Origin of the sequence: Streptomyces pyxinae, assembly GCF_024756275.1 — a bacterium.
Taxonomy (GTDB): Bacteria; Actinomycetota; Actinomycetes; order Streptomycetales; family Streptomycetaceae; genus Streptomyces; species Streptomyces pyxinae.
Genome location: NZ_JANUGQ010000038.1, coordinates 50,316 through 64,783, shown reverse-complemented (window position 1 = coordinate 64,783; position 14,468 = coordinate 50,316). Strand labels below are relative to the sequence as shown.

Below are 14,468 nucleotides of genomic sequence, written 5' to 3'. Positions count from 1 at the left end.
GCGATTCGAACTCTATCAGCCTTTTCCCTTGACTCTGACCACTCCCCGATCTCCCTCTTCCCCACACGAGGGCAGAGGTGTAGACCAGTGGTGTAGACCAGTTAGGATCTCGACTGACGGTCGCTGCCGACCGCCGACGCGCAGTCGCGTCATGGCCAGGCAGGGGAACGACAGTACAGGTCTGCCAGTAAGCAAGGCAAATCTCGTCCGGCGACCTTGAGGCACGCAAAGCGGAGCACTCACCCAGAACCCGGACATCTCATGACATACGCTGCTGAACAAAACGCCGCTCACCACACGCCGTGACGGCGGCACCACATCTCCACCTCCTGGGAGGCACCCCATGACCACCGTGACGTCGCCCCTCGCCGGACGCGCCATCGGACTCGCCGCTGTACCGGACCCGGTGTTCTCCGGGGCCATGGTCGGCCCCGGCACCGCCATCGACCCCGTACGAGAGGCATCGGAGGCCGTGGCTCCCGTGGACGGGATCGTCGTCTCCCTTCACCCGCACGCGTTCGTCGTCGTGGACGAGGAGGGTCACGGTGTCCTCACCCACCTGGGCATCGACACGGTGCAGCTGAACGGTGAGGGCTTCGAGCTCCTGGTGAACAAGGGGGACACCGTGACGCGCGGCCAGGCCGTGGTCCGCTGGAACCCGGCGGCGGTGGAGGCGGCCGGCAAGTCGCCGGTCTGCCCCGTCGTGGCCCTGGAGGCCACCGCCGACTCTCTTTCCGCTCTTGTCGAGGACGGCGCCGTGAAGTCCGGCGACGAACTCTTCGGCTGGCAGTGACGTCGCTGTCGCCGGACGGCGACAGCGACCGGTGATTCAACGCGGCGGCGGAGGCCGCCGCCCGAGCGGAGACGGTGGACATGGAGACAACACTGCGCGGCGTCGGGGTCAGCCACGGCGTGGCCATCGGCCAGGTGCGGCACATGGGCACGGCGGTTCTGGAGCCCCCGGCCAAGCAGATCCCGGCCGAGGAGGCCGAGCGGGAGCAGGGGCGCGCCCGGCAGGCCGTCGAGGCGGTTGCGGCCGACCTGATAGCGCGGGGCAATCTGGCGGGCGGCGAGGCCCAGGCGGTGCTCGAGGCGCAGGCCCTGATGGCGCAGGACCCGGAGCTCATCGCCGATGTGGAGCGCCGGATCGCGGTGGGCAGCACGGCCGAGCGGGCCGTGTATGACGCCTTCGCGGCCTACCGCGCGCTGCTGGCGAACGCGGGAGAGTATCTGGCGGGCCGGGTCGCGGATCTGGACGACGTGCGCAACCGCATCGTGGCGCGGCTGCTCGGGGTGCCGATGCCCGGCGTCCCGGACAGCGACGAGCCGTATGTACTCATCGCCCGCGACCTGGCGCCGGCCGATACGGCGCTGCTCGATCCGGCGCTGGTGCTCGGCTTTGTGACGGAGGAGGGCGGGCCGACGAGTCACAGCGCGATCCTGGCGCGTGCGCTGGGCGTGCCGGCCGTGGTGGCGCTGCCGGGAGCGGGTGAGCTGGCCGAGGGCACCGTGATCGCGGTGGACGGCAGCACCGGTGACATCTTCGTGGAGCCGGGCGACGAGCGGCGGGCGCAGCTGGAGCGGGCGGCGGCCGAGCGGAAGGCCGCGCTCTCGGCGGCGACGGGCCCGGGTGCCACGTCGGACGGCCACCAGGTGCCGCTGCTGGCGAACGTGGGCGGTCCGGCCGATGTCCCGGCGGCGGTGGAAGCGGGCGCCGAGGGTGTGGGGCTGTTCCGCACCGAGTTCCTGTTCCTCGACGACAGCCGGGAGGCGCCCGCGGAGGAGAAGCAGGTCGAGGCGTACCGGAAGGTGCTCGAGGCGTTCCCCGAGGGCCGGGTGGTCGTGCGGGTGCTGGACGCGGGCGCGGACAAGCCGCTGGACTTCCTGACCCCGGCGGACGAGCCGAACCCGGCGCTCGGGGTGCGCGGCCTGCGGACTCTGCTGGACCACCCGGAGGTGCTGCGGACCCAGCTGACGGCGCTGTCGAAGGCCGCCGAGGGGCTTCCGGTGCATCTGGAGGTCATGGCGCCGATGGTGGCCGACCGGGCGGATGCCAAGGCCTTCGCGGACGCCTGCCGCGAGGCGGGGCTGAGCGCCAAGTTCGGCGCGATGGTGGAGATCCCCTCCGCCGCGCTGCGGGCGCGCTCGATCCTGCGGGAGGTGGAGTTCCTCTCGCTGGGCACCAATGATCTGGCGCAGTACACCTTCGCGGCGGACCGGCAGGTGGGTGCGGTGTCCCGGTTGCAGGACCCGTGGCAGCCGGCCCTGCTGGATCTGGTGGCGCTGGCCGCGGAGGCGGCCGGGGCCGAGGGCAAGAGCTGTGGCGTCTGCGGCGAGGCGGCGTCGGATCCGCTGCTGGCCTGTGTGCTGACGGGGCTGGGGGTGACGTCGTTGTCCATGGGTGCGGCGTCCATTCCTTATGTACGGGCGACGCTGGCCAAGTACACGCTGGCGCAGTGCCGGCGGGCGGCGGCGGCCGCCCGGGCCACGGACAGCGCCGACGAGGCGCGGCTGGCGGCCCAGGAGGTGCTGTCCGGCGAGTGACCGGCGCGTCTCCCTGAGCTGACTCCGGTCGCCTGGGCCGAGTCGGAGGGGCTTTTCATCGCCGTGGGCGGTGGAAAGCCCCTCCGCCGTCTCCGGGATGGTGCTCAGTGGTGCGGGTGACCGGGCCACTCGGGGCCGGGTGCGAGGTCGAAGCCGGCCAGGTGCTCGACGCCGGCCTCGGGCGGGACGGGCTCACCGGTGAGGACGTCGGTGCAGTAGGCGTTGAAGACCTCTGCGGCGGCCAGGGGGGCGAGGCGGCCGCGCTCCAGGCGCCAGCCGTGAACGTGGTCGGGGGCGCCGGGTTCGCTGGTGCGGAGGACAAGACCGCCGGGGCTGTCCAGGGCCACTCCGGTCGCGAGCACGGTGACGAACTCGGCTCCCTCGGAGGAGTCGAAGTGGGCGGGCCCGGCCGGGCCTCGATCGGTGCGGAGCGTGGCGACGAGTGACTCACCCCGGGCAGGGACACTGCACACGAGGTGGTGGGTGCCCGGGCCGGCGGCGTCGAGGAGCCGGGTCAGCAGCTCGGAGGCGTGGTCGAAGGCGGCCCGGCCGATGTCCTGTCCGCAGTCGGCGCAGATTCCGGCTTCGCCGAGCAGCCGGCTGGCGTACTGCCAGGTGGTGTGGCGCATCACGGTGTGGACGAGCGCGGGGACGAGCTCGTCCATGGGCTGGCCGGTGTAGGCGACGCAGGCACCGGTGGCGGCGAGTTCGGCGGTGTAGCGGCCGCGGCTGCCGGGTGCGTCGGGGTCGAGCCCGGTCTCGGCGCAGAATTCGGCGTAGTCGTCCGGGTCGAAGAGGGCGACGGTGGTGTGACCGCCGCGGCCGGCGAGGGACTTGAGGAGTGCCTCTGCCTGGCGCAGGTAGATCCGGTGGTCGTCGTGGGTGAAGGTGCGGTACCGCCGCATGGTGGCGAAGTCCTGGGCGTCGGCGACGAGGCCGAGGGTGCTGACGACCTCACGGCGCAGGGCGCGCCGGGTGGAGGCGGTGGTGCCGGTTCTGGACATGGTTCCCCCTGGATGCGGTGGATCGACGAGTCGATCAATGCTCACTCACCGTAATCGGGGGTACTGACAACGCCGGTTCGGGCAGCCGGTCCCGGACGAGACGGCGCTGGAGGAGACAGACCACCGCGTATCCGGCCCCGAGGGCGGGCCAGGCGACGGGGCCCGTCGCGATGACGGCCGTGACGAGGAGCGGCCCGGCACCCCGCTGGGCGGAGGCGGCCAGTCCGTGGACTCCGAGGTAGGTGCCCTGAGCGTCCGGCGCGGCGATCGCGACGGAGAGTTCCCAGGAGGCGACCGCGTGGACCATCTCGGCGAAGGTGAGCGCGACGGCCGCGGCGATGAGGGCGGCGACGGCGGTCCAGCTGCCTCCGGTGGCCGAGGCGGCGAGGGCCAGGCAACCGCCGGTGAAGAGACAGGCGAGCGGGACGAGCAGGTTCCGGGCGGCGGCGGACGAGGTGCCGAATCGGGACAGCGGTACCTGGAAGAGCACTACGAGGACGGAGTTGAGGACGAGCACGAGGGGCGCCAGCCCGGCCGGCGCCTGGGTGGAGTGGACGATCCAGAGGGGCATGCCGACCTGGATGATCGTGTCGTCCAGGTAGAGCACGGTCTCGGTGAGGGTGAAGAGGAGGAAGGGGCGGTCGCGCCAGGGGTTGGAGCGGGTGGCGCGGGGGCTCGGGGCGGCGGGGCCGGAGGGCGGCCGGGCGGCGCCGGCGACGATGTGCGAGGGGGCGGGGGGCTCGGCGCAGCGGAGGGTGAGGGCGGCGATGACGGCGTACGAGAGGGCGTTGCCGATGAGCAGGGTCTGGTAGGCGGCGGCGGTGCCGGTGGTGAGCGCGCCGGCCGCGCCGAGGCCGCCGACGGCCCAGCCCAGGTTGCCCACGGTGCGGTTGATGGCCTGGTAGCGGACGCGTTGGGAGCCGGTCGCGCGGGCGGCGTAGAGCTTGGTGAGGACGTTGGAGCCGCGGTCGGGCAGTGCGCCGACGGAGGCGAAGAGCAAGAGCAGGCCGTAGTGGTCGGTGGTGAGCAGCGCCAGCAGCGCCGCCGCTCGGAGGAGCTGGGCGCCGACGAGGACGCGGGTGAGGGGGAAGCGGTCGGCCAGGTGGCCGGCGAGCGGGGCGCCGGCGACACCGACGGCGCCGGCGAGGCCGAGGAGCAGTCCGACGCGGGTGAGCGAGAGGCCGGCGACAAGGGTGAAGTAGAGGGCCGACGCGGTGGTCCAGAGGCCGGTGCCGGTCTTGTCGATGAAGGCCACCAGGAGCATCCGGCGGCCATCGGGCCCCCCTGGTATGCGCTCCTGCCAGGCGGTTCTCCCATTGTTTCGTGCTGTCATGCCGCTCCCCCTTGACAAGGCTTTTGTATCGATACATAGTTTCTCTTGTGACAGCACAGTATTCGATCAGCGGATCGACGGCCAGGGGCATCGCCACGTCCGTCGAGCGGGCGGTGGCGGACGCGGTGCTCGGGCCGGGCGCGCCCCTGCCGCCGGTGCGGCAGCTCGCCATGGAGCTCGGCGTCAGCCCGGGCACGGTCGCGGTGGCCTACAAGGAGCTGCGGCAGCGCGGGATCGTGGTCACCCGGGGCCGGGGCGGCACGGTGGTGGCCCAGGGTCCGTCCGTCGGCTCGCGGCGCCCGCCCCGGGTGCCGGAGGGGTTGCGGGATCTGGCCAGCGGACACCCGGACCCGGCCTTCCTGCCGGAGCTGCACCCGCCCGCGCGGGTGGGACCGGTGAGCGGATCGCACCGGGCGTCGCCCCGTCTCGCCTCGCTGGAGGAGCTGACCCGCGCCTGGTTCGAGCGGGACGGAGTGCCCGCGGCACATGTGACGTTCGCGCACGGGGCGCTGGACTGTGTGGCGCGGCTGCTGTCCACGGAGCTGCGGCCCGGGGACACCGTGGCGGTGGAGGATCCGGGGTTCCACCATCTGCTCGACCTGGTTCCGGCGCTGGGGCTGGGGACGGCGCCGGTCGCGGTGGACGACGAGGGGATGTCACCCGGGGCGCTGAGCGCGGCGTTGCGGTCCGGTGCGCGGGCGGTCGTGTGCAGTCCGCGCGGCCAGAGTCCGATGGGCGGTCGCTTCACCCGGGAGCGGCGGGACGATCTCGCCGCGGTGCTGGCGGCGCACCCCGAGGTGCTGGTGATCGAGGACGACCACAACGCCGACATATCCGGAGCGGAGGCCCATCCGCTGGCGGCGGCGGGGCCGCCGCGCTGGGCGCTGGTGCGCACGGTCTCCAAGTACCTGGGCATAGATCTGCGCTGGGCCGGTGTCGCGTGCGACGCGACGACGCTGGCCCGGCACGACGGCCGGCTGCTGCTCACCTCGGGATGGGTCAGCCATGTGCTCCAGGAGACGGTGGCCCGGCTGCTGGACGACGAGGAGGTGACCCGCCTGGTGGAGCGGGCCGAGGAGGAGTACGCCCGGCGGCGCGAGGCGCTGGTCGTGGAGCTGGGGAGCCGGGGGATCGCCGCGCACGGGGCGAGCGGACTGAATGTATGGGTACCGGTGCGCGACGAGTCGGCGGTGGTCAACGGCCTCCGGTCGCACGGCTGGTGGGTGGCGGCCGGGGCCCGGTTCCGGATATCCGCGCCGACGGCGGTGCGGATCACCACGGCGGCGCTGGAGCCGGCCGACGCGGCGCGGCTGGCCTCGGACTTCGCGGCGGTGCTCAGCGAGTCCGAGGCGCTGTACGGCGGTTGAGCCACGACGCGGCGGAGGCCCGGGTCAGCCCTCCTGGCGGAGCCGTTCGGCGCGAGTCCGGCCGAGCTCCTGGTAAAAGGAGAGCAGGCCGAGGTTGTCGACGGAGCCCGGGTTGACCGCCTTGGTCAGCTCGGTGCCCTGGAGCAGCCGCTTGACCGGGACCTCGATCCGCTTGCCGGTGAGGGTGTGCGGCACTCCGGGGACCGCGATGATCTCGTCCGGGACATGGCGGGGCGAGAGCTGGGAGCGGATGGTCCGCTTGATGCGGTCGGTCAGCTCGTCGTCGAGGACGGCGCCCTCGGCGAGGTGGACGAAGAGCGGCATCCAGTAGCCGCCGTTCGCCTCCTCCACGCCGATCACCAGGGACTCGCGGATCTCCGGGAGGCGCTCGACGGCCTCGTAGATGTCGGCGCTGCCCATCCGTACGCCCTGCCGGTTGAGGGTGGAGTCCGAGCGGCCATGGATGATCACGGAGCCGTGACCGGTGAGGGTGATCCAGTCCCCGTGCCGCCAGACGCCGGGGTAGGTGTCGAAGTAGCTGTCGCGGTAGCGGCTGCCGTCCGGGTCGTTCCAGAAGCGGACGGGCATGGAAGGCATGGGGTTGGTGACGACCAGCTCCCCCACCTCGTCGGTGACCGGCTTGCCGTCCGGGTCCCACGCCTGGAGGTCGGTGCCCAGACAAGGGGCCTGGAGTTCACCCACGTACACCGGGAGCGTCGGTACGGCTCCGGCGAAGCAGCTGCAGACGTCGGTGCCGCCGCTGACGGAGGCGATCCAGAGGTCGTCGGCCACCTCGTCGTGGAGCCAGCGGAAGCCGTCCGGGGGCAGCGGCGAGCCGGTGGTGGCCACGCAGCGGACCCGGGAGAGGTCGTAGTCACGGGAGGGGTGCACACCGGCCTTGCGGCAAGCCATCACATAGGCGGCGGAGGTGCCGAAGAGAGTGGCGCCGGCGCGCTCGGCCACCCGCCACTGGGCGCCCGTGTCGGGGTGGCCCGGGCTGCCGTCGTAGAGGACCACGGTGGTCCCGGTCAGCAGACCGGAGACCAGGAAGTTCCACATCATCCAGCCGGTGGAGGTGTACCAGAAGAAGCGGTCCCCCGGACCGAGGTCGCAGTGGAGCGCCAGCTGCTTGGTGTGCTCCAGCAGGATGCCGCCCTGCGACTGGACGATGGCCTTGGGCAGCCCGGTGGTGCCCGAGGAGTACAGCACCCAGAGGGGGTGGTCGAAGGGAACCTGTTCGAAGACGGGCTCGGAGTCGCCGGCGGTCAGGGCGGACCAGGCGAGCGCACTTGAGGGGCGTGGGGTGCCCAGCACCGGGATGTGGACCACGGCGCGGACGGTCGGCAGCTCGCGGACCAGCTCGGCCACCGTCTCGCGGCGGTCGTGTTCCTTCCCGCCGTAGCGGTAGCCGTCGACGGTGAAGAGGACGACCGGTTCCACCTGCTGGAAGCGGTCGAGCACGCTCCGGGCGCCGAAGTCGGGGGAACAGGAGGTCCAGACCGCTCCGACGGCGGCGCTCGCGAGCAGGGCGACGACGGCCTGGGGGATGTTCGGCAGATAGCCGCTGACCCGGTCGCCGGGGCGTACCTTGAGGGCGCGGAGGCAGGCGGCGAGGGAGCCCACCTGGCGGTACAGCTCGCCCCAGGTGAGTGGTTCGAGGTCGTCGTGGACCTCGTCGGTGTACAGCAGGGCGGGCTCGTCCGGGCGGTCGGCGGCGGCGCGCAGGGCGTGCTCGGCGTAGTTGAGGGTGGCGCCGGGGAACCACTCGGCGCCCGGCATCGAGCGGTCGCCGAGCACCTGCCGGTAGGGCATGGCGAAGCGGATGCCGGCCCACTCGGTGAACGCCGCCCAGAAGGTGTCGAGGTGATCGACCGACCAGCGGTGCAGGGCCGGGTAGCCGCCACCGGCCGGGGCCCCGTGGTGCTCGGCCGCCCACGCCTGGAAGCGGGTGACGGCCGCCGAGGCGATCCGCTCCGGGCCGGGCTGCCAGAGCGGTTCGGCCGGTACGGCTCCGGAGGATCCGGACGGTTCGGGCTGTCCGGAGTGCGCGGTCGTCGCTGACGTCATTGGAACGGCTCCCTGGCTGCACGGGCGTAGGCGGGTCGGATGGCGCTGTGGTGGCTGTGGGTAGGGATGAGTCGCGCGCACGGACGGCGTGTGCGCGGCGCGGCTGACAGGGACGATGCCATGTGATCGCGCCCCTGACCAGAGCGGGCCTGCCGGGCGCGGCCGGTTGAACATCTGCCCGCGCGGCGGGTGAACGGCGGCTGAACGGAGCCCCCGTCCGGCCGCCCGGCTGGCAGGGTGGGCGCCATGGACGGGCGTGAACTGGTGCGGACGGCGCGGCTGCTGTCGACGGCGACGGGACTGCGGGCGCTGCGGTCGGCCTGGCGGGTACGGCGTACGGACGCGCGGGGACTGCCGCCCCGGGGGCCGGAGCGGGCCCGGGTGCCGGGCGACGTGATCGGCGCCGGGCCGTTGCCGGGCGGGGGCGAGGTGCGGTTCGCCCGCTCCTCGCTGCGGATCCAGGTGTCGGGCGGCGGGACGGTGTTCTGGGGCTGGGACGGAGCGGCGCCCACCCCCTCGTACGCGCTGGCCGGGAAGCCACCCGAGCCGGACCCCCGGGCGGTGCTGGAACCGGACACCAACGGCGGCTGGCGGGTGGTGGCCGAGCGGGTGACGGTGGCGGTCTCCCGGGAGGGCGCGGTGGAGCTGCGTACGCCCGGCGGGGCAGTGCTGCGCCGGGAGCTGCCGCCGCGCTGGTGGGACCCGGTCGGCGGCGGTCCCGCCCGCTGGTCGCAGCGGTCCGAGGTGCCGGCCGACGCCCGGTTCTTCGGGCTGGGCGGGCGGGCCTCCGGGCCCCGGCTGCGCGGCGGGACCTACCGGCTGTGGAACACCGACCCAGGCGGGCACTTCGGGCCGGCGGACGACCCGCTGTACCTCACCATGCCGGTGCAGTTCGTGGTCTCCGACGCGGGCACGCATCTGGCCTTCCACGACAACTCCTGGGACGGCCGGGTGACGCTGCGGGAGGGTGTGGAGGGCGGTGGTTCCGGGCACGACCTGCCCGGCGGCAGCGAGCTGCGGATGACCGGCGGCCCGCTGCGGTGCTGGGTGGTGATCGGCACCCCGGCCCGGGTGCTGCGCGGCTGGACGGCGCTCACCGGGGCGCCCGCCGTGCCGCCCTCCTGGGCGCTGGGCCCGCAGCACGCGCGGTGGGGGTTCGGCAGCGAGCGGGAGGTGCGGCGGGTGATGGCCGGCTACCGGGAGCACCGGCTGCCGCTCTCGGTCCTGCATCTGGACATCGACCACTACGACCGGCACCGGGTGTTCACCGTGGACCGCCGCCGCTTCCCCGATCTGCCGGGGCTGGCGCGGGAGCTGCGGGCCGAGGGGGTGCGGCTGGTGTCGATCGTCGACCCCGGGGTGGCGGCGGAGCCGGGCGAGGCGGTGTACGAGAGCGGGCGGAAGATCGGGCCGGCGGGGGCCTTCGTGCGGGACGCGCACGGCGCGGAGGTGCGGGGTGTGGTGTGGCCGGGCGACTGCGTCTACCCGGACTTCACGGACCCCGCGGTACGGGAGTGGTGGGGCGGGCACTACGCGGAGCGGCTCGCCCAGGGCTTCTCGGGGATCTGGCACGACATGAACGAGCCGGTCTCCTTCGCGCCGTTCGGGGACCCGACGCTCCCCCGCTCGGCCCGGCACGCCCTGGAGGGCCGGGGCGGCGACCACCGGGAGGCGCACAACGTCTACGGGCTGGCCATGGCCCGGGCCGGTCACGAGGCACTGCGGCGGCTGCGTCCGGACGAGCGGCCGTTCCTGTTCAGCCGCTCCGGCTGGGCGGGGCTCCAGCGGTACGGGGGCACCTGGTCCGGCGATGTGTCGACCGGGTGGCCGGGGCTGCGCGCCTCGCTCTCGCTGGTGCTGGGGCTCGGGCTGTGCGGGGTGCCCTATTCGGGCCCGGACGTGGGCGGGTTCGACGGGTCGCCGAGTCCCGAGCTGTTCCTGCGCTGGTTCCAGCTGGGGGCGTGGCTGCCGCTGTTCCGGACCCACTCGGCCCTGGACGCCGGGCGCCGCGAGCCGTGGGAGTTCGGTCCCGAGGTGCTGGCCCACGCCCGGGCGGCCCTGACCGAACGGGAGCGGCTGCGGCCCTACTTCGTCACCCTGGCGCACCTGTCCGGGCTGAGCGGGGCGCCGTATGTCCGTCCGCTGTGGTGGGGCGCGCCGGAGGACCGGACGCTGCGCGACTGCGAGGACGCGTTCCTGCTGGGGGACGCGTTCCTGGTCGCCCCGGTGCTGGACCGGGGCGCGGACCGGCGGGCGGTCCGGCTGCCGCGCGGGCGCTGGTACGACACCGCGACCGGCCGGGCGTACCAGGGTCCGGGCCAGGTGCTGCTGGACGCGCCGCTCTCCCGGGTCCCGGTACTGGCCCGGGCCGGCGCGGTGGTGCCGGTGCGGAACGCACCAGGCGAAGAGGGAGGACAGGGGGGACAGGGGGGCGGGGAGAGCGTGCTGGAGGTCTGGGCCCCGGCCCCCGACCGGTCGGGCGGCGGTCTGGTGGTCCGGGACCCGGGAGACGGCTGGGCGCCGCCCCGGGTGGAGCAGTACCGCAGCCGGTGGGTGGACGGAGCGGTGCGGGTGGAGCGGGTGACCGAGGAGGGGGCGGTGACGGTGTCGGAGGGCATACGGGTGCGGGGACACGCGCCCGGCCACTGAGCGGTGGCAGGCGGCGGGCAGGAGCGGCGGCGCGCGAACGGGTGAATGGGGCATACGTCCGTCCCGGTCCGCGCGTTGGTCACGGCGGGTTCCCGGCAGTCGTGCGTTCGCCGGGTCTCCGCCTTCGGCTCCAGGAGCCTTCGGGAGCCGACCTGCGCTCCGTGCCCCGGTGAGGGCGCGTCACGAGAGGGAAGAACCATGATCACAAAGGTGCTGGCCACCGCCGGTCTCGCCGCCGCCGTCCTCGGCGCCGCCGCTCCCCTGGCCGCCGCCGACGGCGACCGCCAGGTGCACACGCAGAACGGCAACTACTCAAGCCAGTCGTACGGCAACACCGGCGCCGGTGGGGCGGAGCAGCGCGACCGGAGCGCGGACGAGGCCGCGCTCCGGTCGCTCACCGACTGGTAGTCGCCCGCCGGCCGGTGGTCGCACCGGCCCCGGCCGGTGGACCCGCCGGCCGGTGGTCGACCGGCCGGCGGGGTGGTCGCCCCCGTCCGGTCGGCAGACGCGCCGGCCGGGCGGGTGCCCTCCGGGGTCCGGCCGGTCAGGGTCGGTGGAAGACCACCTCGGGGTTCTCCGGCGTCGGGCCGTCGAGCAGGGGTGCCGCGCGGTGGCGCAGGTGGCGGTCGAAGAAGGCCGCCATGTACGAGCGGACCAGGGCGACCGTCCGGTCGGCGCCCAGCTCGGCGCCCTCCTCGGGCGGCAGCCCCAACTGCTCCACCAGGACCGGCGCGTCGGAGAACCAGAGATGACCGGCGCCGCGCACGGTCACCCAGCGCTTCCAGCCGTCCAGCCGAGACCAGGCGGCGTCCCAGCTCGGGTCCAGGGTCGCCGGGCGGTGGTGCTTGTCGGCGCCGAGCAGCATGAACGGCCGTCCGTCGAGGCCGCCGGCCGGGACCGGGTCCTGGAAGGTGCCGTCCATGTTGACGCCGGCGCGGATCCGGTCGTCGCCGGCCATGGCGGAGACGGCGGCGGCCCCGCCGATGGAGTGGCCGGCCATCCCGATGTGCCGGGCGTCGATCATTCCGGCGTGGCGCCAGGCCGGGCGGTCGCCCAGCAGGGAGTCCAGCAGGAAGGAGACGTCCTGCCCGCGTCCGGTCGTCACCCGGCGCAGTTCCTCCGGGGTGTCCGCCGCCTCGCAGGCGGCACAGGTGGTGACCGTGCCGTCCGGGAAGAGGGTGCCGGTGGACTCATAGGCGTGGTCGACCAGCGCGACCACGTATCCCCGGCTCGCCAGGTCCTCGGCGAGCGTGGTCAGGGTGAACCGGGCCATGCCGAAGCCCGGCGACAGCACCACCAGCGGATGGCGGCCCGGCAGCGGCACGGCCTCCGTCCGGGCGTGCACCCGGGCCTCGCTCAGCGCCCGTATGACGTTCTCGCCCGGTGACGGACTCTGGCCCTTCGCCAGCAGCCGGGCCTCCTCGGGCTCGGCGTACCGGGCGCGGGGGCCGGGGCCCGGGAGCGCCGGGTAGTCCATGGTCACCATCAGCCGACGGTCCCCGGAGGCCGGCACCCAGGGGTCGGGGCGCCCGTGGTCCGCCAGTGGGAACACCGACCGGCCCACAGCGTGCGGCCCGGTGGGGCGGGGCAGGGTCAGCCGGGTCGCGGGCGTCTCGGTACGGCTCCCCCCGGCCGAGCCGTCCGGGTGACCGCCGGCCGCCGGGGAGACGGCCACCGGGACGGCGGGCGTCACGGGTGCGGCGTGCGCGGCGGGCGCGGCGACGCCCGCGAGGGCCAAGGCCAGCGCGAGACCGGTGAGTTGTCTCCGGGCTCGGTTGATCGATCGCTTCATGCCGCGACGCTACGTGCCTGTGGGACACCTGTGCATCGGCTTTCGGCCGTCCCCGGTGGCCGCCGTCAGGCCGACGGTGGCCGGTTCCCGTCGTCGTAGTCGCCCGCGAACCACTTGCCCACCGCCGTCGTGTGCAGCGGGAACACCAGGGTGGCCGGGGCGCGCAGCAGATGGTGGCCGGAGGTCTCGGCGGTGGGCCGGGAGGGCGGCAGACCGGCGGCCGGACGCGCGGGAAGCAGTCCGAAGAGCAGCAGATGTCCGCCGGGGGAGCTCAGGGCGTCGGCCAGCCGGACCTCCTGGGCCGCCGCCTCGATACCGGTCTCCTCGCGGAGTTCGCGTACCACCGCGTCCCGCCAGTCCTCGGCGTGGTCGATGAACCCGCCGGGCAGCGCGACCCCGCCGGAGTGCGGCTCGATGGTGCGGGTGATGACGACCAGTCCGGTTCCCCCGGCGTCGGTGACCGGCAGCAGGGCGACGGCGACCGGCAGCGGATTGCGGTAGGCGACGGTGCCGCACCCCGGGCAGGTGCGCGGCCAGTCCGCCCCGGAGGCGTACCGGGCACCGCAGTGCGGGCAGTGGGACCACGGGGAGGCGGGCAGCGGCGGGATGTGGGTCACGGTCGGACTGTACCGACTGGCCCCGGCGGTGGGCGGGTTGGGCTGTACGGGCGGGGTGACCGGCTGGTAGACGGGGGTGATGAGACCTTTCGCCGCCCTCCGCGCCGCCCGGTCCGCCGGTTCCCGCTCCGGCGCGCATCCCCGAGCCCGTTTCTGCCCCCGTTCCGGCGCGCGCTCCCACGCCCGTTCCGGCACCCGCTCGGACGCCCGGTCCCCGGCCGCGCCCGGCGCCCGGCGGTCGCGCCGGAGCCGTACGGCCGGGACGGCGGTCGCGATCGCCGTCGTACTCGTCCCCCTGTCGGGTGTCTCCGGGGGCGCCTCGCGCACCGCGGCCCCGGCGCACACCGCGGTGGAGCCGGTGGCGCCCCCGGAGTTCACCACGCTGCGCTCGGTGGATCCCACGATCCGCCAGGAGATGCGCTATGCCACCCCGCACACCTTCCTGGGCGTGCCGGTGACCGGGTATCGGGAACCCGTCTGCCTGCTGACCCGGTCGGCAGCGGCGGCGCTGCACCGGGCGCAGGCCCGGCTGCTGCGGCAGGGGTACTCGCTGAAGGTGTACGACTGCTATCGCCCGCAGCGGGCCGTCGATCACTTCGTCCGGTGGGCGAAGGACCCCGCCGACCAGCGGATGAAGCGCGAGTTCTACCCCCGGGTCGGCAAGGAGCGGCTCTTCGAGGACGGGTACATCGCGGAGAGGTCGGGCCACAGCCGGGGGTCGACCGTCGATGTCACCCTGGTACGGCTGCCCGCCCGGCCGGCCCGCCCCTATGTGCCGGGCGAGCGGCTGGTCCCCTGCTACGCGGGCCGGGAGGAGCGGTTTCCGGACAACTCCCTGGACATGGGTACCGGTTTCGACTGCTTCGACACGCTGGCCCACACCGACGACCCCCGGGTGCGCGGCGCCCGGCGCGCCAACCGGGACCGGCTGCGGGCGGCGCTGGAGGCCCAGGGGTTCGTCAACCTGCCGGAGGAGTGGTGGCACTTCACCTACCGGCCGGAGTCCTTCCCGGACCGGTACTTCGACTTTCCGGTCGCGCGGCGGTCGGTGGCCGGCGACTGAGGGCCGGGGGCGGTTCCCGGCGGCGGGGGACC

Annotated in this window: 11 protein-coding genes; 6 read left to right on the top strand and 5 right to left on the bottom strand. The window is 74.2% G+C overall.

Annotated features, from left to right (window positions below):
* Window positions 1–343 precede the first annotated feature (343 nt).
* Window positions 344–793 carry a PTS sugar transporter subunit IIA gene (locus tag NX801_RS28875; protein WP_258790897.1) on the top strand — a complete coding sequence of 150 codons (450 nt, stop codon included), beginning with the start codon at window positions 344–346 and terminating at the stop codon, window positions 791–793.
* Between the two features lie 80 nt (window positions 794–873).
* Window positions 874–2,544 carry a phosphoenolpyruvate--protein phosphotransferase gene (gene ptsP, locus NX801_RS28870; protein WP_258790896.1) on the top strand — a complete coding sequence of 557 codons (1,671 nt, stop codon included), beginning with the start codon at window positions 874–876 and terminating at the stop codon, window positions 2,542–2,544.
* Between the two features lie 104 nt (window positions 2,545–2,648).
* Here ptsP and NX801_RS28865 read toward each other — a convergent pair whose 3' ends face one another.
* The gene (locus NX801_RS28865) at window positions 2,649–3,548 is read right to left on the bottom strand and encodes a hypothetical protein (RefSeq protein ID WP_258790895.1); all 900 of its coding nucleotides are present in this window, start codon (window positions 3,546–3,548) and stop codon (window positions 2,649–2,651) included.
* 34 nt (window positions 3,549–3,582) lie between these two features.
* The gene (locus tag NX801_RS28860) at window positions 3,583–4,881 is read right to left on the bottom strand and encodes an MFS transporter (RefSeq protein WP_309505926.1); all 1,299 of its coding nucleotides are present in this window, start codon (window positions 4,879–4,881) and stop codon (window positions 3,583–3,585) included.
* Between the two features lie 47 nt (window positions 4,882–4,928).
* Between NX801_RS28860 and NX801_RS28855 the strand changes: the two genes are divergently transcribed.
* Window positions 4,929–6,248, top strand: a complete 1,320-nt coding sequence (locus NX801_RS28855) for an aminotransferase class I/II-fold pyridoxal phosphate-dependent enzyme (protein ID WP_258790894.1) — start codon at window positions 4,929–4,931, stop codon at window positions 6,246–6,248.
* A gap of 24 nt (window positions 6,249–6,272) precedes the next feature.
* On the opposite strand, the gene NX801_RS28850 is transcribed toward NX801_RS28855, so the two are convergent.
* Window positions 6,273–8,315, bottom strand: a complete 2,043-nt coding sequence (locus tag NX801_RS28850; protein WP_258790893.1) for an acetoacetate--CoA ligase — start codon at window positions 8,313–8,315, stop codon at window positions 6,273–6,275.
* A gap of 246 nt (window positions 8,316–8,561) precedes the next feature.
* Between NX801_RS28850 and NX801_RS28845 the strand changes: the two genes are divergently transcribed.
* Together NX801_RS28845 and NX801_RS28840 are read left to right on the top strand one after the other, a co-directional pair.
* The gene (locus NX801_RS28845; protein WP_258790892.1) at window positions 8,562–10,964 is read left to right on the top strand and encodes a glycoside hydrolase family 31 protein; all 2,403 of its coding nucleotides are present in this window, start codon (window positions 8,562–8,564) and stop codon (window positions 10,962–10,964) included.
* A gap of 198 nt (window positions 10,965–11,162) precedes the next feature.
* Window positions 11,163–11,372 carry a hypothetical protein gene (locus NX801_RS28840; protein WP_258790891.1) on the top strand — a complete coding sequence of 70 codons (210 nt, stop codon included), beginning with the start codon at window positions 11,163–11,165 and terminating at the stop codon, window positions 11,370–11,372.
* A 136-nt stretch (window positions 11,373–11,508) separates the two neighbouring features.
* On the opposite strand, the gene NX801_RS28835 is transcribed toward NX801_RS28840, so the two are convergent.
* A complete protein-coding gene (locus NX801_RS28835) occupies window positions 11,509–12,756 on the bottom strand; it encodes an alpha/beta hydrolase family protein (RefSeq protein WP_258790890.1) in 1,248 nt (415 codons plus the stop codon).
* Window positions 12,757–12,821: 65 nt separating this feature from the next.
* Window positions 12,822–13,373: an NUDIX domain-containing protein gene (locus NX801_RS28830; protein WP_258790889.1), complete on the bottom strand. Its 552-nt coding sequence runs from the start codon at window positions 13,371–13,373 to the stop codon at window positions 12,822–12,824.
* A 79-nt stretch (window positions 13,374–13,452) separates the two neighbouring features.
* Between NX801_RS28830 and NX801_RS28825 the strand changes: the two genes are divergently transcribed.
* Window positions 13,453–14,436, top strand: coding sequence for a M15 family metallopeptidase (locus tag NX801_RS28825; protein WP_258790888.1), 984 nt, complete (start codon window positions 13,453–13,455; stop codon window positions 14,434–14,436).
* Window positions 14,437–14,468 lie beyond the last annotated feature (32 nt).